Source organism: Streptosporangium sp. NPDC004631 (genome assembly GCF_053601935.1).
The window spans coordinates 137,881-160,883 of the sequence record NZ_JBSGCR010000010.1 but is presented as its reverse complement, the minus strand read 5'-3'; the positions used below and the strand labels follow the sequence as shown (position 1 = coordinate 160,883).

At 70.9% G+C, this 23,003-nt stretch carries 22 protein-coding genes; 11 read left to right on the top strand and 11 right to left on the bottom strand.

Annotation, left to right across the window (positions count from 1 at the left end):
- The first annotated feature begins 132 nt into the window (after positions 1–132).
- The 4 genes from ACWEF2_RS13360 to ACWEF2_RS13345 all read left to right on the top strand — a co-directional run bounded on the left by ACWEF2_RS13360 (position 133) and on the right by ACWEF2_RS13345 (position 5,006).
- Positions 133–1,425 carry a helix-turn-helix domain-containing protein gene (locus ACWEF2_RS13360; protein ID WP_453814877.1) on the top strand — a complete coding sequence of 431 codons (1,293 nt, stop codon included), beginning with the start codon at positions 133–135 and terminating at the stop codon, positions 1,423–1,425.
- Positions 1,426–1,644: 219 nt separating this feature from the next.
- Complete coding sequence (locus ACWEF2_RS13355) at positions 1,645–2,271, top strand: copper resistance CopC family protein (RefSeq protein ID WP_453814875.1); 627 nt, start codon at positions 1,645–1,647, stop codon at positions 2,269–2,271.
- A gap of 16 nt (positions 2,272–2,287) precedes the next feature.
- The gene (locus ACWEF2_RS13350; RefSeq protein WP_453814874.1) at positions 2,288–4,327 is read left to right on the top strand and encodes a cytochrome c oxidase assembly protein; all 2,040 of its coding nucleotides are present in this window, start codon (positions 2,288–2,290) and stop codon (positions 4,325–4,327) included.
- Between the two features lie 262 nt (positions 4,328–4,589).
- Positions 4,590–5,006, top strand: a complete 417-nt coding sequence (locus tag ACWEF2_RS13345; RefSeq protein ID WP_453814872.1) for a sensor histidine kinase — start codon at positions 4,590–4,592, stop codon at positions 5,004–5,006.
- Between the two features lie 119 nt (positions 5,007–5,125).
- On the opposite strand, the gene map is transcribed toward ACWEF2_RS13345, so the two are convergent.
- Positions 5,126–5,974, bottom strand: a complete 849-nt coding sequence (gene map, locus ACWEF2_RS13340; protein ID WP_453814870.1) for a type I methionyl aminopeptidase — start codon at positions 5,972–5,974, stop codon at positions 5,126–5,128.
- Between the two features lie 45 nt (positions 5,975–6,019).
- Here map and ACWEF2_RS13335 point away from each other — a divergent pair, with 45 nt between their 5' ends.
- Positions 6,020–6,199, top strand: coding sequence for a hypothetical protein (locus tag ACWEF2_RS13335; protein WP_453814868.1), 180 nt, complete (start codon positions 6,020–6,022; stop codon positions 6,197–6,199).
- Positions 6,200–6,208: 9 nt separating this feature from the next.
- Here the strand turns inward: ACWEF2_RS13335 and ACWEF2_RS13330 are convergent, their stop codons facing one another.
- A complete protein-coding gene (locus tag ACWEF2_RS13330; protein ID WP_453814866.1) occupies positions 6,209–6,787 on the bottom strand; it encodes a hypothetical protein in 579 nt (192 codons plus the stop codon).
- A gap of 123 nt (positions 6,788–6,910) precedes the next feature.
- Here ACWEF2_RS13330 and npdG point away from each other — a divergent pair, with 123 nt between their 5' ends.
- Together npdG and ACWEF2_RS13320 are read left to right on the top strand one after the other, a co-directional pair.
- Entirely contained in the window at positions 6,911–7,576 is a 666-nt protein-coding gene (gene npdG / locus ACWEF2_RS13325) for an NADPH-dependent F420 reductase (RefSeq protein WP_453814864.1), read from the top strand.
- A 78-nt stretch (positions 7,577–7,654) separates the two neighbouring features.
- Positions 7,655–8,128, top strand: a complete 474-nt coding sequence (locus ACWEF2_RS13320) for an N-acetyltransferase family protein (protein WP_453814862.1) — start codon at positions 7,655–7,657, stop codon at positions 8,126–8,128.
- Positions 8,129–8,150: 22 nt separating this feature from the next.
- Here ACWEF2_RS13320 and ACWEF2_RS13315 read toward each other — a convergent pair whose 3' ends face one another.
- The 4 genes from ACWEF2_RS13315 to ACWEF2_RS13300 are packed head-to-tail and all read right to left on the bottom strand — an operon-like array spanning position 8,151 to position 11,566.
- Entirely contained in the window at positions 8,151–8,756 is a 606-nt protein-coding gene (locus tag ACWEF2_RS13315; RefSeq protein ID WP_355600026.1) for a response regulator transcription factor, read from the bottom strand.
- Positions 8,753–9,856: a sensor histidine kinase gene (locus ACWEF2_RS13310; protein WP_453814860.1), complete on the bottom strand. Its 1,104-nt coding sequence runs from the start codon at positions 9,854–9,856 to the stop codon at positions 8,753–8,755. The genes ACWEF2_RS13315 and ACWEF2_RS13310 overlap by 4 nt, the downstream gene beginning before the upstream one ends.
- Positions 9,857–9,866: 10 nt before the next feature.
- Positions 9,867–10,643 carry an ABC transporter permease gene (locus ACWEF2_RS13305; protein ID WP_453814858.1) on the bottom strand — a complete coding sequence of 259 codons (777 nt, stop codon included), beginning with the start codon at positions 10,641–10,643 and terminating at the stop codon, positions 9,867–9,869.
- Positions 10,640–11,566 (bottom strand): ATP-binding cassette domain-containing protein, encoded by a 927-nt coding sequence (locus ACWEF2_RS13300; protein ID WP_453814856.1) that lies wholly within the window; start codon positions 11,564–11,566, stop codon positions 10,640–10,642. The genes ACWEF2_RS13305 and ACWEF2_RS13300 overlap by 4 nt, the downstream gene beginning before the upstream one ends.
- Positions 11,567–11,804: 238 nt before the next feature.
- Here ACWEF2_RS13300 and ACWEF2_RS13295 point away from each other — a divergent pair, with 238 nt between their 5' ends.
- Together ACWEF2_RS13295 and ACWEF2_RS13290 are read left to right on the top strand one after the other, a co-directional pair.
- The gene (locus ACWEF2_RS13295; protein WP_453814854.1) at positions 11,805–12,980 is read left to right on the top strand and encodes a trans-sulfuration enzyme family protein; all 1,176 of its coding nucleotides are present in this window, start codon (positions 11,805–11,807) and stop codon (positions 12,978–12,980) included.
- A 67-nt stretch (positions 12,981–13,047) separates the two neighbouring features.
- Positions 13,048–13,977, top strand: coding sequence for a threonine/serine dehydratase (locus ACWEF2_RS13290; RefSeq protein WP_453814961.1), 930 nt, complete (start codon positions 13,048–13,050; stop codon positions 13,975–13,977).
- Positions 13,978–14,042: 65 nt separating this feature from the next.
- Here the strand turns inward: ACWEF2_RS13290 and panB are convergent, their stop codons facing one another.
- Positions 14,043–14,888, bottom strand: coding sequence for a 3-methyl-2-oxobutanoate hydroxymethyltransferase (gene panB / locus ACWEF2_RS13285; RefSeq protein WP_453814852.1), 846 nt, complete (start codon positions 14,886–14,888; stop codon positions 14,043–14,045).
- Between the two features lie 368 nt (positions 14,889–15,256).
- On the opposite strand from panB, the gene ACWEF2_RS13280 reads away from it, so the two are divergent.
- Positions 15,257–16,819 carry an MFS transporter gene (locus tag ACWEF2_RS13280; protein WP_453814850.1) on the top strand — a complete coding sequence of 521 codons (1,563 nt, stop codon included), beginning with the start codon at positions 15,257–15,259 and terminating at the stop codon, positions 16,817–16,819.
- A 7-nt stretch (positions 16,820–16,826) separates the two neighbouring features.
- The gene (locus tag ACWEF2_RS13275; protein ID WP_453814848.1) at positions 16,827–17,444 is read left to right on the top strand and encodes a TetR/AcrR family transcriptional regulator; all 618 of its coding nucleotides are present in this window, start codon (positions 16,827–16,829) and stop codon (positions 17,442–17,444) included.
- Positions 17,445–17,534: 90 nt separating this feature from the next.
- Here the strand turns inward: ACWEF2_RS13275 and ACWEF2_RS13270 are convergent, their stop codons facing one another.
- The 4 genes from ACWEF2_RS13270 to ACWEF2_RS13255 all read right to left on the bottom strand — a co-directional run bounded on the left by ACWEF2_RS13270 (position 17,535) and on the right by ACWEF2_RS13255 (position 23,002).
- Positions 17,535–17,750: a DUF1918 domain-containing protein gene (locus tag ACWEF2_RS13270; protein WP_355600018.1), complete on the bottom strand. Its 216-nt coding sequence runs from the start codon at positions 17,748–17,750 to the stop codon at positions 17,535–17,537.
- Between the two features lie 360 nt (positions 17,751–18,110).
- Entirely contained in the window at positions 18,111–19,895 is a 1,785-nt protein-coding gene (locus ACWEF2_RS13265) for an NAD+ synthase (RefSeq protein ID WP_453814846.1), read from the bottom strand.
- A gap of 62 nt (positions 19,896–19,957) precedes the next feature.
- The gene (locus ACWEF2_RS13260) at positions 19,958–20,848 is read right to left on the bottom strand and encodes a TolB family protein (RefSeq protein WP_453814844.1); all 891 of its coding nucleotides are present in this window, start codon (positions 20,846–20,848) and stop codon (positions 19,958–19,960) included.
- 60 nt (positions 20,849–20,908) lie between these two features.
- A complete protein-coding gene (locus tag ACWEF2_RS13255) occupies positions 20,909–23,002 on the bottom strand; it encodes a histidine kinase (protein ID WP_453814842.1) in 2,094 nt (697 codons plus the stop codon).
- Position 23,003 lies beyond the last annotated feature (1 nt).

Genomic DNA, 23,003 nt, shown 5'->3' with positions numbered 1-23,003 from the left:
GTCGTAACATTACTTGCGGCGGCAATTGCGGCCGTAAACAGAACGGCGAGGGCAGACAAAGCAAGGCGTTGGCGCACGGGGGGGCTCCTGTCGTGGGTTCTGCTGCTCGAACGATATCTTTCAAGGGGTAACGTGGCTGGTCAAGACTTGGTGGGGCAACGCATCAAGACCGTCCGTCGTCAACGTGGTCTTTCCCAAGCGCAGCTCGCTCATCCGGAGCTATCCGACAGCTATGTCTCTCTGATCGAGAGTGGCAAGCGTACTCCTACGCCCGCCGTTCTTGAGCTGCTCGCCGAAAAACTCGGCTGTTCCCTCACCTACCTGATCAACGGTGTGACGGCCGAGCAGATGCAGGAGATCGAGCTCGGGCTCGGCTACGCGCGGCTGGCCATGGAGAACGGCGAGGTCGGCGAGGCGCGCACGCGCTACGCCGAGCTGCTCGCGGACAACGGCCTCGCGGGCCTGCCTCAACTCAGGCAGGACGCCGAGTACGGCCTGGCCCTGGCCACCGAGGCGTGCGGCGACCTCGACGGGGCGATCGACCTGCTGAACGGGTTGCGCCGGAACGACTCGGCCGCGATGACGCCCGAGCGTCACGTCGCCGTCGCCGTCGCGCTCTCCCGGTGCTACCGCGAGCGGGGCGACCTGGCCCAGGCGGTGAAGGTCGTGGAGCAGATCCTGGGCGGCGCGGTGCGACCGGCCTGGACCGACGGGCTGATCAGGCTCGGCGCCCAGCTGCTGGCCGCCTACGTCGAGCGCGGCGACCTGCTCAGAGCCCGTCAGTTCTCCGCCGAGCTGCTCGCCGCGGCCGAGGCGCTCGGCATGCCGCAGGCCCTCACCCTGGCGCACTGGGGCGCGGCCATCGTCGCGGTGGAGAGCGGACGCGGAGACGAGGCGATCCCGCACGTCGAGCGGGCCCTCGCCATCCAGTCCGAGTACGGCGAGCCCCGCCGTCAGGCCCGGCTCCACAACGACTACGCCCAGGTCATGCTGACCGTGCGGCCCATGCAGGCCGGTTCCTGGCGCGACCTGCTGGTCAAGGTGGAGACCGAGCTGTCGGAGAGTTCGGCCAACCCGATGGACAAGATGCGCTGCGCGATGAACCTCGCCCGGGTGGAGCTGCTGCTCGCCAACCCCCAGCGGGCGGGAGAGCACATCAAGGCCGTCTGCGACATGCTCGACGGGATGCCCAAGCCGCTGCAGATGGAGGCACGCCTGTTGCACGGCCAGACCTCCGCCGAGCTGGGCGGCCAAGAGCTCGCCCTGCGGGAGCTGGAGGCGGCGGCCGAAGCCCTGGAGCAGCTGCCCGCCACCCGCTACACCGCTCACGCGTGGCTCACGGCGGCTCGGGTCTTGGAACGTATCGACGAGCCGGTTCGCAGTGTGGACGCCTACCAACGGGCGCTCGCCTGCGTGGGGTTGTAGATCGACACGGTGTTCGCGGGGCCGGAGGCGGGCGGGAACCGCCTCCGGCCTGGACCGGGTCCCCGCATCTGACAGCCGGTCTAGACCAGGGTCGGAATGGTGCGGAGCCGACGTCCGGGCCCGGCGGGCCGGAAACGGTCCTTGGAACGGTCCTCCGGCACGGCCGTCGGGACGGGGAGGTAGGGACCGCGTGGTGGCGTCGGTAGCCTTGAGGGTGCCATGAAGACTTCCCCTGTCGCGGTGGTTCTCGCGCTTCTCGTCACCCTCGTCCTCGGCACGGCATTCGCCTCGCCCGCTCTCGCCCACGACACGCTCCAGAGCAGTGACCCTGCCAAGGGCGCCCAGGTCGAGAGCCTGCGGGAGGTGAAGCTGACCTTCACCGCCAAGGTCCGCTTCCCGGCCGTCGTCGTGCACACCTCGGACAACACCGCCTACCAGGACGGCAAGCCCGCCGTCGACGGCCGGGTGGTCACCCAGAGGGTCAAGGGCGACCTGCCGCCGGGCGGATACGTCATCGCGTACCGGGTGGTCTCCTCCGACGGCCACCCGATCGAGGGGGAGATCCCCTTCACCCTGACCGGGGCCAAGCCCTCGCCGTCCGAGACCGGCGCCCCCTCGGCGGCCTCCTCGAACATCTCGGAACCCTCCGCCGAGCCCGTGCCGGCCGCCTCGGAGTCCGCCGGCCCCCCGGCCGCCGCGTTCAGCCCGGCCACCGCGGCCCAGGGCTCCGATCAGCCGAAGTCCTCCGGCGGTGCGCCCAGTTGGATGTGGCTCATCGTCGGCGGCGTGACCGGCGTCGGCATCGGCCTGTTCTTCAGCATGCGAAACAAGAAGCAGCAGCCGTGAACGGGGTGGAGCAGCCGTGAGCAAGGTGGGGCGGACCACACGGACCACGCGGACCGAGCGCGGCGGAACCGGCCGTACGGTGAAGCTGGCACTCGCGGGCGCGGGGGTGGCCGTCGCCGCACTGGTGATCGCCATGATCGCCGGAGGTGCCGCCACCCCGCGCATCATCCCCGGCCTGCCCGACGAGGGCACGTTCACCCGCTGGGGCCTGCCCCTGTCCAAGCTGGTGCTGAACACGGCGGGTGTGCTGACCGTGGGCACCCTGCTGGCCGCCACGGTCTTCCTCCCCAGCGACAAGGGACTGCTGGGCCGGACCGCGCTCACCTACGTCAGAGCCGCCTCGTGGCTCGCGCTCGTCTGGGCCGCGGCCGCGGCGACGACGATGATCTTCAGCCTCTCCAACGCCCTCGGCCTGCCCGTCATCGAGGTGCTCGGCGGCAACGAGCTGACCAGCTTCGCCAGCCAGGTGTCCAACGGAATCGCGCTCACCCTCGTGGTGCTGTTCGCGGTGGCGGTCGCCCTGTTCGCCCGAGGGGCGATCACCGTGGGCGCGAGCGGCGGCTTGCTGCTGCTCGCCCTGGCCACCATGCTCCCCCCCGCGCTCACCGGGCACGCCTCCTCCTCGCCCAACCACGACCTCGCCACCACCGGCGTGGCGGTGCACCTGCTCGTCCTCGCGCTCTGGGTGGGCGGCCTCGCCGTGCTCTGCGCCCACGCGCTGCGCGGGGAGCCGTCCCTGGAGATCGCCGCCACCCGGTTCTCCGCCATGGCGCTGTGGTGCTTCATCGGCGTCGGGCTGTCGGGCCTGTTCAGCGTCGTGGCCAGGCTCACCTCGATCTCCGAGCTCTTCACCTCCGCCTACGGCCTGCTGCTGCTGGCCAAGACCGCGACGTTCGCGGTGCTCGGCGCCATCGGCTGGTGGCACAGGAAGCGGACGCTTCCCCGGCTCGCCGCCGGTGTCCCCAGGGCATTCGTCCGGTTCGCCTCCGTCGAACTGCTCGTCATGTTCGCCACGGTCGGCCTGGCCGTCGCGCTCGCCCGCACCGCCCCGCCGCCGGGTCTCCCGGGCGACCGGGCATTCGAGGTGCTGGGCTACCCCATGCCGCCGGAGATCTCCCTGTCCACTCTGGCCTCGCTCTGGTGGTTCGACCTTTTCTCGGGCACCCTGATCGCCCTGCTTGGCGGGCTCTACCTCGCCGGGGTCGTACGGCTGGCCCGCCGCGGCGACTCCTGGCCGTGGGGCCGTACCGCCGCGTGGTTCACCGGCGTGCTGATCCTGCTCATCGCCACCCAGAGCGGTGTCGCCCGCTACGCCAAGGTGCTGTTCAGCGTGCACATGGCCGAGCACATGACGCTGTCCATGCTGGTGCCGATCTTCCTGGTGCTCGGCGCCCCCGTCACGCTGGCGCTGCGTGCGCTCAGACCCGCCGCCCGCCGGGGCGACCGGGGGCCGCGCGAGTGGCTGACCACGATCCTGCACAGCAGGTTCGTCCGCTTCGTCGGTCACCCGGCGATCGCCACCGCGATCTTCGTGGTCTCCACCTACGCGCTGTACTTCACCCCGTTGTTCGCCGCCGCGATGGCCGAGCACCTCGGCCACATCGCCATGACGGTGCACTTCCTGCTCAGTGGGATCCTGTTCTTCTGGGTGATCATCGGCGTGGACCCGGGCCCCCACAAGGTGCCCCACGTGGCCCGGCTGATCATCTTGTTCGTCACGATGCCGTTCCACGCCTTCTTCGGCATCGCGCTGATGAGCATGGGAACCCTGCTCGCCTCCCAGTGGTACGACCAGCTCGGCCGGACCTGGGGCGCGTCCGCGATCGTCGACCAGCAGACCGGCGGTGCCATCGCCTGGGGTTTCGGTGAGATTCCGACGCTGATCGTGCTGATCGCGCTGGCCCTGCAGTGGTGGCGGGACGACGACCGCAAGGCCCGGCACGCCGACCGCCGGGCCGACGCCGCCGCGGCCCGCGGCGGCGGCAGCGGCGACGCGCAGCTCGACGCCTACAACGACTACCTGGCCAGGCTCAACAGGCACGACCGCGCCGAGTAACCCGGCCCGCGACCCCGTAACCCCGTGACTCTGTGCCTCCCGCGCGGGGGGCTCCGCGGCGCGGTGGAAAGTGGCTCCGGCGCCACGGCCTTCTATCTTTCTATGTCGACGCAGGCACCTGCCGGTAACCTGGAAGCCAGGGGGGTCTGGCATCACCGCAGCGGGTGGGTATCCGGTCATCGAATGCCACGCCCACGCACGTACGGGTCACGTGTTCGGTCGGGGGGCCGGTGGCTGCCATGTGCGGCAGGAGGGTTGAGCAGTGACCAAGCAACTGCGCATGCGTGCGGGACACAGCCTTGCCCAGGCTCTCGAAGAACATCTGGCCGAATGGTCGGAGAGCACCGGGGTCACCGTTGAGATCTGGGCGCTGCCCGGCCGTGACGTGCCCGCCAGGATCGCCCGGGCCGTACTGGCGACCCTGGGGGAGTCGCTGTCCAATGTCGAACGGCACAGCCGGGCGACCGTGGTCTCCGTCGCGGTGACCCTGGGCCCCGCCGGGTTGCGCATGACGGTGAGCGACGACGGCGTCGGTTTCTCCGGACCGGCCACCGGGCGCGGCATCACCGCCATGCGGGCCCATTTCGCCGACGTCGGCGGCACGCTCAGCGTCAACGGTGTCCCGGGAGAGGGCACGACCATCACCGGTGCGGTGCCCAGGAGCCGACAGGGCCGCTAGGTGTGCGCCGGGTGCCGGTCCATGACCGGCCGGTGGCCGGTGACGCCGGCCACGCGCCTCCGCCGGGTCGGCCGCTCCCCCCCTCAGGAGAACCGGACGGAGAGCGGAGGGGCGGGCGGTCAGGGGAGCGTCAGGATCTCGTGGCCCGTCTCGGTGACCAGGATGGTGTGCTCGAACTGGGCGGTCCGCTTGCGGTCCTTGGTCACGGCGGTCCAGCCGTCAGGCCAGATGTCGTAGTCGATCGTGCCGAGCGTCAGCATGGGCTCGATGGTGAACGTCATGCCGGGCTCCAGCGTGACCGCCAGCGACGGGTCGTCGTAGTGCGGCACGATCAGGCCGGAGTGGAACGTGGTGCCGATGCCGTGACCGGTGAAGTCGCGGACCACACCGTAGCCGAACCGCTTGGCGTAGGCCTCGATGACACGGCCGGCCACATTCAGCTGGCGGCCGGGCGCGACGGCCTTGATCGCCCGGTTGGTGGCCTCGCGGGTGCGTTCGACCAGCAGGCGGGACTCCTCGTCCACGTCGCCGACCAGGAAGGTGGCGTCGGTGTCACCGTGCACACCGCCGATGAAGGCGGTGATGTCCACGTTGACGATGTCGCCGTCGCGCAGCACGGTGTCGTCGGGGATGCCGTGGCAGATCACTTCGTTGATCGAGGTGCACAGCGACTTGGGATAGCCGCGATAGCCCAGCGTGCTGGGGTAGGCGCCGTGGTCGCAGAGAAACTCGTGGCCGATCCGATCGAGCTCGTCGGTGGTCACGCCCGGGGTCACGTGCTCGCCGACCTTCTGGAGCGCCTGGGCGGCCAGTTTGCCCGCGATCCGCATCCGTTCGATGATCTCCGGTGTCTTGACGTCGGGCTCCCCGGTCTTCGGGGACTTCTTCCCGACATACTCCGGCCGCTCGATGTGGGCGGGGACCTTGCGGGTGGGCGAGATCCGCCCAGGCTGGAGCAGTGTCGTCATGGTCCCCCAGTCTAGTTGTGCTTCTCACTGGGCAGGATTGCCGTTATGAGCGATCAATGGTGGTTCTGCCTGAAGCACATGGCGGTTGAACCCGAGGAGGGCTGCCCCAACAAAGACCGGATGGGGCCCTACGAGGCCCGCGAGGCCGCGGCCAACGCGCTGAAGACCGCGGCCGAACGCAATGAGGTGTGGCGGGAGGAGGACAAGACCTGGAACGAGGACTGAGGCGTCGCGTCAGTAGGGGACCTGGGGGCCGCTGACCCGTTCCAGGAGCCGGGCCAGCCGGTCACGCAGACCGGGGCGCCGGCCGGTCTCGCCGGCGGCCATGCTGATCAGGTGCTGGGCTCCGTCGAAGGAGAGCGGCGCCCGGTCGGGGATCGCCAGCGCGTCGTGGGCCAGTCCCTCCAGGTCGGGATCGCCGCCGTCCAGGGCCAGAATGGTCGCTCCGACCTTCCTGGCGTCGCTGACGCGCTCCAACAGGATCTCGGGAGCCTGCTCCTCGGTCACCACGAACAACGTCTCACCCCGGCCGGCCTGCTCGATCCGCTCCAGCCCGACGCGCAGATGCGCGGGCGCGTCCGGGGCGGGTGCCCATCGGACCAGGGTGGGGGCGAGCTGGGGCAGCCCGGAGAGCCGGGCCTCGTCGCTCAGGTGTGCGGTCAGGTGCCAGGGCTCCTCCTGTGGGGTGCCCACAACCAGCAGCCCTCCCGGTGACCGCGTCGCGCGAAGGGCGAGGCCGAACTCGCGGGTCCGCTCGATCCAGCCGGTCGAGGCCAGGATCTCGCGCAGAAGTGTCACCGACCGAGCGTCCATGCCCTCCATGGTGCCCCAGTCACCCCGCGATGACGCTGGAAATGTGACCCTGGCATGATCTGGACAGGTGACAAGGCCGGTCGGGTCCGGCCCCGGGCGGCTGAGAATGACGAGGAGCGATCAGTGAGCGTTGATGTTCCGGACGTGAGGGGAATCTCGATCGGGATCCTGGGCGGCACCGGCGACCAGGGCAAGGGCCTGGCCAGAAGGTTCGCCCTCGCCGGAAACCCGGTGCTGATCGGCTCGCGCAGCGAGGAGCGCGCCCGGGAGGTCGCCGCGGGCATCGGTGAGTCGGTGCGCGGCGCCGACAACCGGACGGTCGCGGCCGAGGCCGACGTGGTGATCGTGGCGATCCCGTGGGAGGGCCACCGGGCCACCTTGGAGTCCCTGCGGACCGAGCTGACCGGCAAGATCGTCATTGACTGCGTCAACCCGCTGGGCTTCGACAAGCAGGGGGCCTACGCGCTGCCCGTCGAGGAGGGCAGCGCCGCCCAGCAGGCCGCGGCGGTCCTTCCCGACAGCCGCGTGGTCGCCGCCTTCCACCACGTCTCGGCCGTCCTGCTGCTGGATCCCGAGGTCGCCGAGGTCGATCTCGACGTGCTCGTGCTGGGCGACGACCGCGAGGCCACCGACACCGTGCAGGCGCTGGCGGGCCGGATCCCGGGCGTCCGCGGCGTGTACGGCGGGCGCCTGCGCAACGCCCACCAGGTCGAGGCGCTGACCGCCAACCTCATCTCGGTCAACCGTCGCTACAAGGCCCACGCCGGGTTCCGCGTCACCGACGTCTGAGCGTTACGAGTGGTCCCGTGCGGGGGTCGGCGTCATCGGTGTGTGGCCGGCTACCGAGAGGTCTTGGAGGTTCTCGACGTGAACAGTGATGGCGGGATAGAGATCCGGCTCGCGGACGCGTCGGACGCGGCGGCGGTCGCACGCGTCCACATGACCTCGCGGGCGGCCACCATGCCGTACCTGCCTCCGCAGAGGCGGAGTCACGACCAGGTGACCCGATGGATCGAGGACGTCCTTTTCAAGGAGTGCCTCACCTGGGTCGCGGTGCGCGGGACGGTGGTCCTGGGCTACGCCTCCCTCGCGGGGAACACGCTCGAACACCTCTATCTGCGGCCGGACGTCCGCCGCCGGGGGATCGGCACCCTGCTCCTCGACGAGGTCAGGCGGCACAGCCCGGACGAGCTGCGCCTGCACGTCTTCCAGCGGAACACCGAGGCCCGCGCGTTCTACGAGCGCCACGGTTTCACCGTCCTCGACACCAGCGACGGCAGCCGCAACATGGAGAACCTGCCGGACATGACCCTTCGCTGGACACCGCGCACCACACGGTGAACCACGACGGGGCCGATCGGCCCTAGATCCAGCCCACGTCCTCGGCGATCCGGATGGCGTCGATCTTGCTGCGGGCGCCGGTCTTGGCGATCGCGCCGGTCAGGTAGTTTCGCACCGTCCCGGTGGACAGGTGCAGCCGCGCGGCGATCTCCTCCGCCGGGGCGCCGCGCGCGGCCTCCCTGAGCACGGTCGCCTCGCGCGGGGTCAGCGGGCTCTCGCCGTACTCGATGGCGGTGGCGACCAGTTCGGGGTCCAGCACCCGCAGGCCCTGGGCGGTACGCCGGATCGCGTCGGCCAGACGGTCGCCGGGGGCGTCCTTGACCAGGAACGCCTCGATCCCCCCGGCCAGCGCCCTGCGCACCTGGCCGGGCCGGCCCATCGCGGTGAGCACCAGGACCCGGCAGCCGGGCAGCCGCTCCCGCAGTTCCACCGAGGCGGTGATGCCGTCGACCCCGGGCAGTTCGATGTCCAGCACCGCCACGTCCGGGCGGGTCCGCAGCGCCGCGGCGACGATCTCGTCGCCGCGGGTGACCTCGGCGACCACGTCGATGTCGGGCTCCAGCCTCAGCAGCGCGACGAGCGCCGCCCTGATCATGTGCATGTCCTCGGCGAGCAGCACCCGGATCACGCGGGCACCTCCACCGCGAGCCGGAAACCGCCGCCGCCGGTCCGCTCCGCGCTGACCGAGCCCCCCAGGCCGACGGCGCGCTCCCGCAGGCCGGTGAGCCCGTTGCCGTCGGCCGAACGCCTGCGGGCGCGGTCGTTGACCAGCTCCAGCCGTACGGTCCCGGCATGCGCCGAGGTGCTGATCGAGCAGATCGTGGCCTGGCTGTGCCGTACCACGTTGGTGATTCCCTCACGCACCGCCCAGGCCAGCGCCTCGTCGACGGGCCTGGGCACCTGGAGGTCGGCGAGGTTGGTCTGGCAGCTCACCCCCGAGGCCTCCAGCAGCGCCACCGCCCGGTGCACCTCCTCGGCCAGCGACATCTCGCGATAACCTCGCGCCACCTGCCGCACCTCCTGCGCGGCGTCCCTGGCCACGTGGACCAGCTCCGCCAGCTCGGTTCTGGCCGCGGCCGGGTCGCTCTCGACGAGCCTGCGCGCGAGGTCGCCCTTGAGCGCGACGGCGGTCAGGCTGCTGCCCAGGCCGTCGTGCAGATCACGGGAGATCCGCATTCTCTCCCGCAGCACCGCGGCCTCGGCCAGGTCCATTCTGGCCTGGGTCAGCTGCTCGCCGACCACGGTCAGCCGGACCACCCCGTAGATCACGAATCCGGTGGCGAAGAGACTGATCACGCTGTAGACGGCGCTCTGCGCCGCGTACTCCTGCACCGAGTAGCGCCAGAGGAGGGCGGACTGGGCCGCCGTCATCGCCACCAGGGCGCCCAGGGCGAACGGCGGTCGCAGGCGGAGCAGCACCGAGCCGAGCAGGATGGTCGGCGCGCCTGTCCACCAGTATCCGAACTGCCCCGGCAGCACGGCGAAGGGCACGTAGGTGGCGAGCACCTGGATCCCCAGGCCGAAGGTGGGGCCACCCGGCTCCGCGCCGCGCAGGGCGGCACGGACGTGCAGGAGGTGGGGGACGAAGAAGCAGGGGAGCCCGGCGGCGAGCACGGCGATCCCCGGCGCTCCGCCGTGCCGGGCGATCATGATCACGGGCAGGATCATGAAGCCCACGGAGATCAGCGTGACCAGCCCGATGGCCAGCAGCCGGGGGGATACTCGCATGACAGTGAACCTATGACCTCCGCGCTTCCCAGCGGAACCAGCGCACCGTCGCGACGACCCCGATCACCGCCCAGACGGCCAGCTTCAGCGCCGGTACGGCCGCCGCCCGCAGGTCGCCGCCGAAGGTGCCGTCCGCCGCGTAGGCGATCTTGGCCACGTCGACGACGGCGGCGGTGGGCAGCAGGCCGAGCAGCGTGCCGACCCAGCCGGGAAGCAGTTCCAGGAGCGGGCCGAAGCCGTTCGCGCCGATACCGGCCAGGAAGAAGAACGGCATGGCCATGACGGCCGCCAGTTCGGTACGCGGGACGAGCGCGGTGAACGCGGTCCCGAGCAGGCACAGGACGACGGCGCCCGCGACCACGGACACCAGGTACAGCAGCGGGTCGCGGGGCACCGGCAGATCCGTCAGCGCGTACAGGGCGACCGAGACCACGACGGTCAGCAGCGTGCTCTGCGCGGCGAGGCTGACGATCTCCCCGCCGAGGATGTCGCGGTCACCCAGCCCGGTGGCCCGCATCCGCTTGAGGATGAGCTGGTCGCGGCGGGTGGTGAGCGTCACCGCGATCTGGGTGAACGTCGCGATGACGAGGACCATGGCCAGCACCCCCAGATGCTGGTTCAGCAGGAATTCCGCGTTTCCCGCGCCGACCCGGTCCATCAGGAGCGGCAGTCCGATGCCCAGGCCCAGAAACAGGCTCACGGAGGTGCTCAGGGCCACCCGGTCCCGCCAGAACAGGCGGCTGCTGAAGCGGCTCACCACCGCCAGATCACGTGCCGACACGGTCACGCCACCTCCTTGCCGATGTCGTGGGTCATCTCGCCCTTGTCTCCCGCGGCGAGATCCAGGAACAGGTCTTCGAGCGTCGCCGTACGGACCTCCAGGCCGCGCAGGCGCAGGCCGCGTTCCGCGGCCCAGCTCAGCAGGGCCTGGGCGGCGAGGTCGGGATCGGCGACGCGGCACACCACGGTGTCCCCCTCCAGGGTGGCGTCGGGGACCGGCAGGTCCCGCGGGGTGACGGAGGCGGGAAGCTCGAAGGCGACCCGGCCGGCCCGTGCCGCCAGGGTCTCGGCCATGTCCCCGCCGCTGACGATCCGCCCCTGATCCATGATCGCCATGCTGGTGGCCAGCTGCTGGGCCTCCTCCAGGTAGTGCGTGGTGAGCAGGATCGTGGTGCCCTGTCCGGCCAGATCCCGGATGACCTCCCAAGTGTTTCTGCGCGCCTCGGGGTCCATCCCGGTGGTCGGCTCGTCGAGGAAGAGCACGTCGGGACGGCTCAGGACGGCCAGTGCCAGGTCCAGCCGGCGCTTCTCACCCCCGGAGAGCTGACGCACCCTGGTGGCGGCCTTGGCGCTCAGCGCGGTCAGCTCCAGGGCCTCCTCGCGCGGCCGGGGCGCGGCGACGAAGTCGCGCCAGGCGTCCACGGTCTGCGCCACGGTCAGGTCGGGGAGGAACCCCGCCTCCTGCAGCATGACGCCGACACTCCGCCGCACTCTGACCCGGTCCCTGACCGGATCGAGGCCGAGTACGCGCACCGTGCCCTCGTCCGGCGCCTGGAAGCCCGCCAGCACCTCCACCGTCGTGGTCTTTCCGGCGCCGTTCCGGCCGAGCAGAGCGAAGATCTCACCCCGGGGGACCTCGAAGGAGATGCCCCTGACGGCCGCGAAGTCTCCGTAGCTCTTTCTGAGCCCGTCCACCTGAATCGCTGTCATACCTCTGATCCTGGAGACCGGTCACTCTGGGGAACAGTGAGGAATTCACCACCGTGACCGGACGGCCCGCCCGGTGATCTCGCCTGGGCGGGTGATCGTGCGCGAGGCGGTGCGCCCCTCGGCCGTCCCGGCCCTCGGACGCCCTGCTCTCTTGGACGCCCTGCTCTCCTGGGCGGTCTGGTCTCTTGGACGGCCAGGCGATGGGCCGACGGGGGGACAATCGCTAGACTGGGCGTTCATGCCTGATGAGCTTCGCCCAGAGACCCGTGCCGTCCACCTTCCCCAGCCTCGGCTGGACGGCAGCCGCCCCATCGCGGTGCCGCTCTACCAGACCTCGGGTTTCGTCTTCGACGACCCGGCCGTCTTCGCCGACGGAATGGGGCGCCCCGACGGCCCCTTCGTCTACGGGCGGCTGTCGAACCCGACCGTCCGATCGCTGGAGGACGCCGTCGCCGGGCTGGAGGGCGGTGTGGGGGCGGTCGCCACCGCCTCCGGCATGGGGGCGATCAACTCCGTACTGCTCGGCCTGCTCAAGCCCGGCGATCACCTGATCGCGCAGAAGCCCCTCTACGGCGGCACCGCCGCGATGCTCAAGGATCTGGCCGGGCGGTTCCGGATCGAGGTCTCCTATGTCCCCGAGGACGACCCGGCGGCACTGCGCGCCGCCGTGCGGCCGGAGACCAGGCTGGTCTATCTGGAGACCATCGCCAATCCGGTGGCGCAGGTCGCGGACCTGCCGGGGATGTGCGCGGCGGCCCGCGAGGCCGGGCTGGTCTCGGTGGTGGACAACACCTTCGCCTCGCCGATCCTCTGCCGCCCGCTGGAGCACGGCGCCGACATCGTGGTCCACTCCACGACCAAGTATCTGAGCGGTCACACCGACGTGCTCGGCGGCATCGCGGTCTTCGCCTCGGCGGAGCTCTACCGCGCGGTGTGGCACTTCGCGGCCGAGCTGGGCGCCACCGCCGACCCGTTCGCCGCCTGGCTCACCCTGCGCGGCCTGCAGACCCTGCCGCTGCGCATGGAACGTCACTGCTTCAACACCCGCGAGCTCGCCCTCCGGTTGGACAACCATCCGGAGGTGTCCGCCGTGCACTGGCCCGGCCTGCCCTCGCACCCCTCACATCGGCTGGCCAGGAGGCTGCTGCCCGACTTCGGCGGGGTCTTCTCCTTCGACCTGGTCGGCGGGCGCGCGGCGGGCGAGAAGTTCATGAGCTCGGTACGGCTCGCCCTGCTCGCCCCCTCGCTCGGCGGCGTCGAGACCCTCATCCTGCACCCGGCGACCACCTCCCACCGCTCGCTGACGGCCGAGGAGCTCGCCCGGCACGGCATCGGCGAGGGCACGGTCCGGGTGGCGGTGGGCATCGAGCACATCGAGGATCTCTGGGCCGACTTCACCCAGGCGCTTTCATGATTTTTTGCTAGATGTCACTTTTTTGCTGGGTAGAACGGTTCTCCGGAGAGGGAGTGGAAGGGTGCCGATGGGGAACCCGCCGATCGGGGGCGTGTCGGTCAAGGACGTCGAGGAGGCCGCCGAGCGGATCGCCGGTCACATCCTCCGCACGCCGGTGCTGGAGGCGGCGCCGGGACTGTTCCTGAAGCTGGAGGGGATGCAGCACTCGGGGTCGTTCAAGGCCAGAGGCGGTTTCAACAGGATCCTGGCCGAGGGGGAGCTGCCCGAGGCGGGGGTGATCGCGGCGAGCGGCGGCAACCACGGCCTGGCGGTGGCGTATGTGGCGCGCGCCCTGGGCATCCGGGCGGAGATCTTCGTGCCGACGGTGTCCAGCCCGGTGAAGGTCGCGGGAATCCGCGCGCTCGGTGCCGAGGTGACGCAGACCGGGGCCGTCTACGCCGAGGCGTACGAGGCGTCGGTCCTGCGGGCGGCCGGGAGCGGCGCCCTGGAGATCCACGCCTACGACCATCCCGAGGTGGTCGCCGGGCAGGGCACGATCGGGCTGGAGGTGCTGGAGCAGATCCGGGGAGTGGACACCGTCCTCGTCGCGGTCGGTGGCGGCGGGCTGGTGGCCGGGATCACCGCGGCCCTCGACGGCCGCGCGCGGGTGGTCGCCGTCGAACCCGAGACGATCCCCACCCTGCACCGGGCGCTGCGGGCCGGAGGTCCGGTCCCGGTCCAGGTCGGCGGGGTGGCGGCCGACTCCCTGGGAGCCGACAGGATCGGCGAGATCGCCTACGGCGTCACCCGCGCCGCGGGGGTTCTGAGCGTCCTGGTCTCCGAGGAGGCCATCGTCGACGCCCGGCTGGAGCTGTGGCGGTCGTTCCGGACGGCCGTCGAACACGCGGGGGCGGTGGCCTTCGCCGCCCTGCGCTCCGGCGCCTACGTCCCGGCTCCCGGGGAACGGGTGGCCGTGATCGTCTGCGGGGCCAACACCGATCCGGCGACCCTGGCCTGATCCCGCCCCGCCGTACCGGGTCCCGCCGTACCGGGGTGGAGGGGAGTACGGCGGGGCCGGGCCGGTCAGTGGTAGCTGTGCTCGGCGGCGGGGAAGGCGCCGGTGGTCACCTCGTCGGCGAAGGTGCGGACGGCCCGGTCCATCTCCCGCGCCAGGTCGAAGTACTTCTTGACGAACTTGGCCGGGTGGGGGGTCAGGCCCATCAGGTCCTGCCAGACGAGAACCTGGGCGTCGGTGGCGGGGCCGGCGCCGATGCCGATGGTGGGGATGGACAGCGACGCGGTGACCCGCTCGGCGAGCTCGGCGGGGACGCACTCCAGAACCACCGAGAAGGCCCCGGCGTACTCCAGGTCCTTGGCGTCGGACGTCAGCTCGTCGCCGGACTGGCCGCGCCCCTGCACCCGGTAGCCGCCGAAGGCGTTGACCGACTGGGGGGTCAGGCCCAGGTGGGCCATGACGGGGATGCCGGCCGAGACCAGGGCCTCGACCTGGGGCAGTACCCGGCGGCCGCCTTCGAGTTTGACCGCGTGGGCGCCCGCCTCCTTCATGAAGCGGGCGGCCGTCTCCAGCGCCTGCTGGGGAGAGGACTGGTAGGAGCCGAACGGCAGGTCGGCGACGACCATCGCGCGTGACGAGCCGCGCACCACGGCCGCGGTCAGCGGCAGGAGATCGTCCACCGACACCGGCAGCGTCGAGTCGTGACCGTACACGACCATGGCGGCCGAGTCGCCGACGAGCAGCACCGGAATACCGGCCTGGTCGAAGACCCTCGCGGTCATCGCGTCGTACGCGGTGACCATCGGCCACTTCTCGCCCCGCTCCTTGGCGACGGCGATGTCACGGACGGTAACCCTTCGTCCAGCCTGGCCGCCGTAGAGCGCGGTCGGCGGGCTGGTGACGGAAGAGGACATGAAAGCACCCTCCAACGGGAGTCTCGAAGCGCCCCTGTGGCGTCTCCGGACGTTTCCGATGATTGCACGCGTTCGGCTGGTTCAACACCCCCGGCGCCGTCGGTAATCCGGTGGCGGAGGTGTCGGGGCCGTACGACACAATGCATGCGGAGGTAGGCAATCACATGGTTGCCGAACCTTACCGGCGTCTGCCGGCCATCTCCGGGGCCCGTCCCCCTGCTCGGCACCGCGTCCGTGGCGACCTTCGTGCTCACCGCCACCGAGCGGTCACCGGCGGCGACCATTACGAAACGAGACTGTTGCGTATCGAAAGCGGGAGGCGCTACGGTTGGGTTTCGAAACTTTGACGTATCGAAAACGGGGTTTTCATGAATCATCAACTCGGTCACCCCAGGCGGTGGCGGATCTTGGGAGTGCTGGTCTTCAGCCTCCTGGCGGTCGTGCTGGACAACACGATTCTCAACGTCGCCCTGAAGACGATCGCCGACCCGGTGGAGGGACTGGGGGCCACGCAGAGCCAGCTGGAGTGGGCGATCAACTCCTACACGCTCGTCTTCGCCGGTCTGCTCTTCACCTTCGGGGTGATCGGCGACCGCACCGGGCGTAAGCGCATGCTCTTCGTCGGCATGGTGCTCTTCGGCCTGGCCTCACTGGCCAGCGCCTACGCCCAGGATCCCATGCAGCTGATCGTCGCCCGCGCGTTCATGGGCATCGGCGGTGCCGCGATCATGCCGGCCACCCTCGCGATCATCTCCAACGTCTTCCCTCCCGAGGAGCGCGGCAAGGCCATCGGCATCTGGGCCGGCGGCGTCGGCATCGCCGTCGCGATCGGCCCGATCACCGGCGGCCTGCTCATCGAGCACTTCTGGTGGGGATCGGTCTTCCTGATCAACCTGCCGATCGTGCTGGTCAGCATGGTGCTCATCGCGCTCGTCGTGCCCGAGTCGCGTGACCCCAAGCCGTCCAGGCTGGACCCGGTCGGGGTGCTCCTGTCCATCGTCGGCCTCGTCGCGATCACCTACGGCATCATCAGGGGCGGTGAGCTGGCCACGCTCGCCAGCGCCGAGGTGCTCATCCCGTCGATCCTGGGACTGGCCGTGCTGGTGGCCTTCGTCTGGTACGAGCGCCGCATCGACCACCCGGCCTTCGACGTCCGTTACTTCGCCAACGCCCGCTTCTCCACCGCGGTCGGCATGATCGGCATCGTGTTCTTCGCGATGATGGGCGGAATGTTCTTCCTGGTCTTCTACCTGCAGATCGTGCTGGGCTTCACCCCGATGCAGGCGGGCGCGCTGATGATCCCCTTCGCCGCCGCGCAGATCATCTTCGCCCCGCTCAGCCAGCAGATGGCCAGGCGTTTCGGCGGCAAGGCGAGCGCCACGGTGAGCATGGTGGTCGTCGCCGCCACGCTGGGCTCCTACGCGCTGATGGACCAGCACACCCCGATCCTGGTGATCGAGATCGTCTTCTTCGTCCAGGGCGCGGCGATGGCCACCATCATGCCGCCCGCGACCACCACGATCATGGAATCGCTGCCCAGGGAGAAGGCCGGCGTCGGCTCGGCCATGAGCAACACCGTCCGGCAGGTCGCCGGGGCGCTCGGCGTCGCCCTGCTCGGCTCGCTGCTCTCGGCCACCTACCGCGAGGAGATCGCCCCCACCCTGGCCGGCCTGCCCGCGAAGCTTCAGCACGTCGCCGGTGAGTCCCTGACCGGCACGCTTGGCGTGGCCCAGTCGCTCGGCGGGCGCGGCGCGGCGCTGATCGAGCCCGCGAAGCAGGCGTTCCTGGACGGCATGCACATCACGGCCCTGGTCTCGGCGGTGATCGCGCTGCTCGGAGCCCTGGTGGTGCTCCGATGGCTGCCGGGTAAGGAAACCCCGGCGACCACCACTGAGCGGCATAACCCCGACAGGGAACCGGCAGTAGTCTAGAGACGCGATGACCACCACGGATGAGACACACGCGGCCCGCCCGGCAGGCCGGCCCCGCAGCGTCAGGGCAGAGAAGGCGATCATCGAGGCGACCCTCGATCTGATCGGCGAGAGCACCAGTCTCGGCGAGCTGTCGATCGAGGCGATCGCCAACCGGGCGGGGGTCGGCAAGACGACCATCTACCGGTGGTGGTCCGCCAAGGAGGACCTGGTCGTCGACGCCCTGGCCACGCTCAAGGCGCCGCTTCCCCCGCTGGCGGGCCGCTTCGTCCGGGAGGATCTGATCGCCTGCGTGGAGGTCTTCCGGCGCGAGGCGTGCGACGGGCGGGCGCGATGCGTGCTGAACATCGCGATGAACGAGGCCGAACGCCACCCCCGCCTGGCGGACCGTGTCCGGCAGGCGGCGATCGAGCCGCGCAGGGCGGTGCTGACAGCCCTGCTGGAACGGGGCGTCGCGACAGGCGAGCTGAGGGCGGACCTGGACGTGTCCGTCGCCATCGCGGCACTGATCGGCACCGTGGTCTGGTACATGCGGTGCATCGAGCAGAGCCCTGACGGCGATGTCCCCGAGGACATCGCCGAGCGGATCGTCGATCACATCCTGGCCGGTCTCGCCTCCCGCTGAGGGGGAACGACATCGGGCGGGGAGGATCGCGCACAGGGAAACCGCCGCCGTCCTGTTCGAGGACGGCGGCGGATCGTCCGGTTCACCCGATCACAGGGTCGTGAGCGGGGGTCCCTTCTGGTCTCCGGCCATCACATGCGCGTCGGGGCCGGGAAACACCATGCTCTCGTGCTCGTCGTACTCCCACCGCACCATGTAGGGCGGGGAGCCGTCCTCGTGGACCAACTGCACGATCACGCCGACCCGCCGGTGCTCACCGTGCCGGGTGCCCTCGACGACCAGCCTGTCTCCTACCGCTGCCTTCATCAGAGTTCCCCCCTTTTCTCTTGATTTCGGTGGACTACGGCACTGGCGGACTGCCGGGTGCAGTACCGCGCCCTGATGACCGCGTGGAGGGGCGGCGCGGCCGGCTTACCGTCCATCAGGTCACCGGTGACCGGCGGTTCAGCCCCCTCCCCGGGCACCGGAGCCTCTTCCGGTAATACCCATCCTGAGCAGGTCTTTCACCGGCAACCCCGGATGCTTCACACCTGATCGGCATCCCTACTCGACCACACCGAAAAGGCCCCTGTCCCGGGGGATGAGGAGCCTTGGGGAGTGCGGATCAGCCGTCGAACTCGCCTAGTTTGACGCACGGCGGCGGACTCCGGAAACCCCCGATGAGTCTCAGAGCGTCGTCTCACGCCAGCGGTTGGTGATGGGAAGGCGGCGGTCGCGGCCGAAGTTCTTGGGAGTGATCTTCGGGCCCGGAGGGTACTGGCGGCGCTTGTACTCGGCCAGGTCGACCAGGCGGATGATCCGGGCGACCAGGGCGGGGTCGTGACCGGCGGCGACGAGCTCGGCGGAGCCCATGTCCCTCTCCACGTAGTCGTCCAGGAGGTGGTCCAGCACGTCGTACTCCGGCAGGGAGTCGGTGTCGCGCTGGTCGGGGCGGAGCTCCGCGCTCGGCTCCTTCTCGATGGAGTTCTCCGGGATCGGCGGTGCCGCGAAGCCGTACAGGAACTCGTTCGACGTACCCGCCCGGGTGTTGCGCCAGCGGGACAGCTCCCAGACCAGGGTCTTGAGCACGTCCTTGATGGGGGCGAAGCCGCCGGCGGAGTCGCCGTAGAGGGTGGAGTAGCCGGCGGCCAGCTCGCTCTTGTTGCCGGTGGTGAGGACCAGGTGGCCGTGCTGGTTGGACAGGCCCATCAGGATCATGCCGCGCACCCGGGCCTGGAGGTTCTCCGAGGCCAGGCCGGACAGTGAGATCTCCTTTTCGAAGCCGCTCACGATGTCGCCGATCGGGACGGTCTGCGCGTTGACGCCCTGCCGGTCCACCAGCTCCAGGGCGTCGCTCAGCGAGTGCTCGGAGGAGTATCGGGAGGGCATCAGCACCACGTGCACCCGCTCGGGGCCGATCGCGTCGGAGGCGATCGTGGCGGTCAGCGCCGAGTCGATCCCGCCGGACAGGCCCAGGATGACCGACTGGAAGCCGTTCTTGGCCACGTAGTCGCGCACCGCGAGCACCAGCGCCGCGTAGACCTCGGCGACGTCGTCGAGCTGCTCGGAGATCACGGGGGGCTCCGGATCGTACGGCTCCACGGAGAACGCGGACAGCTCCAGCCGCTCCACCGTGATCACGGTCCCGTCCGCGGCGTCCACCTCGAACGTCCCGAGACCGCCGAAGCGGGCCTCGGGCAGTTCGAGATCGGTGATCAGTAGTTCCTCGGTGAACTGCGCGGCCCGCGCGACCAGCTCGCCGGAGGCGGACACGACCAGTGAGTCACCGTCGAAGACCAGCTCGTCCTGTCCGCCGACCTGGTTGACGTAGGCGAGGGCGCAGCCCGCCTCCTTGGCCCGCCGGGAGACCAGCGCGAGCCGTACGTCGTCCTTCTTCCGCTCGTACGGCGAGGCGTTCGGCACGACCAGCAGCCCGGCTCCGGCCTCCGCCACCACGGCGACCGGCCCGCCCTCCTGCCACAGGTCCTCGCAGACCGCGATCGCCACGTCCACCCCGTGCAGCCGGAAGATCGGCATCCGGTCGCCGCGCACGAAGTAGCGGTACTCGTCGAAGACGCCGTAGTTCGGCAGGTGGTGCTTGGCGGTCTTGGCGGCCACCCGGCCACGGTGGAGCAGCGCCGCCGCGTCCAGCGGGGCGCCCTTGGGCTGCCCGACGCGCGGTGCCAGGTTCGCCCGGTCCACGTAGCCGACGATCACCGGCGTCTCGCCGAGCCCCTCGTCGGCCAGCCGTTCGGCGAGGGTCTCGACCGCGGCGATCGACGCCTCCACGAAAGAGGTTCGCAGCACGAGGTCCTCGACCGGATATCCGGTCAGGAACATCTCGGTGAACACCACGAGGTGCGCGCCGCGCTCGGCGGCGCGCCGGGTCCACTCGACGAGCTTGTCGGCGTTGGCCGCCAGGTCGCCGACCGCCGGATTGGTCTGAGCCAGGGCGATACGCAGTTGAGCCACGTGCCCTACCTTATTGCGGCACACCGATCAGCCGGCGCCGGGGCGTCACCCGCCCCGGGCGCCTAACCCAGGACGTGGAGCAGGGCGAGGTTCCTGGCCTTGGCGGGCTCGGGCACCCGCTGGATCTCCTTGCCTGAGGCGTCCAGGATCACCAGGGTGTTGGCGGGCCTGCCCTGGACGCGTACGGCCAGGCGCCCGTCGCGGAGGTAGAGGGCGCCGAGCAGCCTGCCCCCGACCGGGATGGGGAGCCTCCTGCCGGTCTTGGTGTCGTAGATCGACGGGGTGAACGACTGGGGCCAGGAGCCGTCGCCGCCGGGGGCGTTCGCGCCGATCGTGTGCACCACGACCCGGCCGGCGTCGGGGGACAGGCTCTGCACGTGGTTGGCGAGCTTGATGCCGGGGGCCCTCCTGGAGACCAGGGAGCCGGTGTCCAGGAGGTGGACGCCGTCGGTGTCCCCCGCGTAACCGGCCAGCGTCCTGCCGTCGGCCGACCAGGTCAGGTGGCAGACGCCCATCGTCCGGCCGGCCTTCACCGGATTTCTCCCGTCGGCGCCGATCACCGTCACGGCCGTGGTCTCCGCCGTGCCCTTCACCGGGTAGGCGATCCGCCTGCCGTCGGCCGTCCAGGCCGGGGTCGAGCAGGGCCCGCCGTAGGCGGCGTCCTTGGCGATCACCCTGTCCGCGTTCGCGGTCTTGACGTGCAGGCGGTTCCCGCTGTCGATCCACGCGACCTTCCCGCCGCCGGGCGCCGCGGAGAACTGCCCGACGAAGCCTCCACCGCCGACGCTCCGCCGGCTCCAGCCGCCCCGGTGGGTCAGCACCTCGACCCCGCCGCCCTGGTAGCCGGAGTAGACGGCACCCGTGACCGGCGCCGGCCGCGACGAGGCGGTCGCGGGGGAGGCGACGGCGGACACGGCGACCGCGGTGCCGACGGCCATGGCCCAGTGCTTCACAACGATCTCCTCAAATGGATTCGGCAACGGATGGTTAGAGCCCCGAGGACCCCGGAAGGTTTACATCCGGCCGATCGAAATCGGCAGAACGGCCTCCACCGCCGTGCCGCCACCCGGCGCCGGGCCGATCACACACGTCCCGCCGAGCTCGGCGGCGCGCTCACGCATCGAGATCAGGCCGATGCCGGAGCGCGGCCCCTCGCCCAGTCCGTGGCCGTCGTCCTGGACCCGGACCGTCAGCGACTCGCCGCGCCGCAACGAGACCACCGCGGACCGGGCCGCGGCGTGCTTGCGGACGTTGGTGAGCCCCTCCTGCGCGATCCGGTAGGCGGCCACCTCGACGGCGGCCGGCAGGTCGGACAGGTCGCCCTCGGTCTCGACGGTCACCTCCGGCGGGCCCCCGGCCGCCAGCGCCCGTACGGCTCCCGCCAGCCCGAGCTCGTCCAGCGTCGGCGGGCGCAGGCCGTACACCAGCTCCCTGATCTCCTGGCCCACGGTGTCCATGCCGCCGCGCAGCTCGAACAGGAGCAGGTCGGCCGAGGCGGGGGCGGTGCGCAGGCTGATCCGGGCCATGTTGATCGCCATCGCCATGTCGGTCAGCGCGTGACCGAGCCCGTCGTGCAGGTCCCGGCGCAGGCGGCGGCGCTCCTCCTCGCGGGCGGTGAGGATGCGCTCGCGGGAGCGCTGCAGGTCGGCGGTGGTCATCACGGCGTGCGCCACATCCGCCACATACGGCGTGGCCACGGCGATCAGGCGGTCGTTGTGGGCGGCGGCGAACCTGCGAGGCCCCGGGGCGCCCAGGAACAGCCGCCCGACCGGCTCACCGTGCCAGATCAGCGGCACCGTGCGCGGGGACGGGCCCAGCAGGCCGGTCTCCACCCTCCGGGTTCCCTGTCCCCGTACCTCGACCGCTACGCCGGTGACGCTCAGGCCGTCCTTGACCACCGAGGCGACGGCGGCCAGCGCGTTGACGGGCTCGGCCTCGCCGACCTCATGGGCCAGCCGGGTGGCGAGGGCGGCCGGATCGCCGTGCGTGCCGTACATGAGCCGGTCGACCAGGCGTCGCAGCATGTGCCGGAGCGGGTGGAAGACGACCCCGGCGAACAGCGCCGCGGCCAGGCCGCCGATCCGGTCGTACCCGGACAGGACGAGGCCGGTGAGCGCGCCCGCCCCGAAGTAGACGACGCTGACCGCCGCGATCAGCCCGGCGGCCACGAAGGCGCGGCTGATCACGGTGTCGATGCCGTACAGCCGGTGGCGCAGCACGGAGAAGGCGATGGCGACCGGGATCAGCCCGGTCCAGACGGTCGCCGCCGGTATCCAGTCCTCTCCGGCGAGCATGCAGACGATGTAGACGGCGAACGCGCTCAGCGGCCAGGCGATCTGACGGCGCAGCACGGGCCCGGCCCGGCGGAAGCGCAGCGCCAGGGAGAGCAGCGACAGGACGGCCAACGCCATGATCAGCGCTAACAGGCCCTGCTGGACCGGCTGGTGGTAGGGGGCGAGCGCGTCGATCGCCAGGGGGTTCGGGATGATCCGGGGCAGCGGGTAGTTCTCGGCGGGCGGGGTCGGGCGCACGACCGTGCGGACCGCCTCGGCCGTCATCACCACGCCGGTCAGGACCACCATCGGGCGCCACCGCCGGGAGGGCAGCCGCCCGTCGGGCGAGTACAGCGGAAGCACCACGGCCAGCAGGCATCCGCCCACGACCCAGCCGATCCCCGCGGCGTAGCGGTAGAGGCCGGCCGCGGCCAGCGCGCCGTCGGCGCCGGAACGGTACATCATGGCGCTGCCGAAGTAGTTGACCGCGCAGCCGATTCCGCCGGCGCACATCAGCCAGGCGGGGGCCGAGCGGGATCGGCGGGCCAGCAGGAAGGCTCCCACCAGTGGAAAGGTCAGACCGCAGGCGAAATCGGGGTTGACGATCGAGATGGAGTCCCACTCCGGCGGCAGGCCCAGGGCGATCACGAACCCGGCCACCGTGAGCCCGAACGCGACGACGGACAGCGCGACGGCCGCCAGGCGCAGCGGGGAGGCTGGCCGGTCGTCGGCCGGCGCGGGCATGTCTCCGCCCCGGCCGGGCGCGTCCTCATGCCGGCCGCCGTCCGCGGTTCCGGTGACCGCGTCGCTGTGAGGCCGCGCCCGCGTGGACATC

What these genes read in the sequence shown, in the direction of transcription:
- ACWEF2_RS13255 (WP_453814842.1), bottom strand. Translation starts at nt 23,002, where the DNA reads ATGTCCACGCGGGCGCGGCCTCACAGCGACGCGGTCACCGGAACCGCG.
- ACWEF2_RS13270 (WP_355600018.1), bottom strand. Translation starts at nt 17,750, where the DNA reads ATGAAGGCAGCGGTAGGAGACAGGCTGGTCGTCGAGGGCACCCGGCAC.
- ACWEF2_RS13330 (WP_453814866.1), bottom strand. Translation starts at nt 6,787, where the DNA reads ATGGACGCTCGGTCGGTGACACTTCTGCGCGAGATCCTGGCCTCGACC.
- ACWEF2_RS13280 (WP_453814850.1), top strand. Translation starts at nt 15,257, where the DNA reads ATGAATCATCAACTCGGTCACCCCAGGCGGTGGCGGATCTTGGGAGTG.
- ACWEF2_RS13275 (WP_453814848.1), top strand. Translation starts at nt 16,827, where the DNA reads ATGACCACCACGGATGAGACACACGCGGCCCGCCCGGCAGGCCGGCCC.
- panB (WP_453814852.1), bottom strand. Translation starts at nt 14,888, where the DNA reads ATGTCCTCTTCCGTCACCAGCCCGCCGACCGCGCTCTACGGCGGCCAG.
- ACWEF2_RS13355 (WP_453814875.1), top strand. Translation starts at nt 1,645, where the DNA reads ATGAAGACTTCCCCTGTCGCGGTGGTTCTCGCGCTTCTCGTCACCCTC.
- ACWEF2_RS13295 (WP_453814854.1), top strand. Translation starts at nt 11,805, where the DNA reads ATGCCTGATGAGCTTCGCCCAGAGACCCGTGCCGTCCACCTTCCCCAG.
- map (WP_453814870.1), bottom strand. Translation starts at nt 5,974, where the DNA reads ATGACGACACTGCTCCAGCCTGGGCGGATCTCGCCCACCCGCAAGGTC.
- ACWEF2_RS13310 (WP_453814860.1), bottom strand. Translation starts at nt 9,856, where the DNA reads ATGCGAGTATCCCCCCGGCTGCTGGCCATCGGGCTGGTCACGCTGATC.
- ACWEF2_RS13300 (WP_453814856.1), bottom strand. Translation starts at nt 11,566, where the DNA reads ATGACAGCGATTCAGGTGGACGGGCTCAGAAAGAGCTACGGAGACTTC.
- ACWEF2_RS13335 (WP_453814868.1), top strand. Translation starts at nt 6,020, where the DNA reads ATGAGCGATCAATGGTGGTTCTGCCTGAAGCACATGGCGGTTGAACCC.
- ACWEF2_RS13290 (WP_453814961.1), top strand. Translation starts at nt 13,048, where the DNA reads ATGGGGAACCCGCCGATCGGGGGCGTGTCGGTCAAGGACGTCGAGGAG.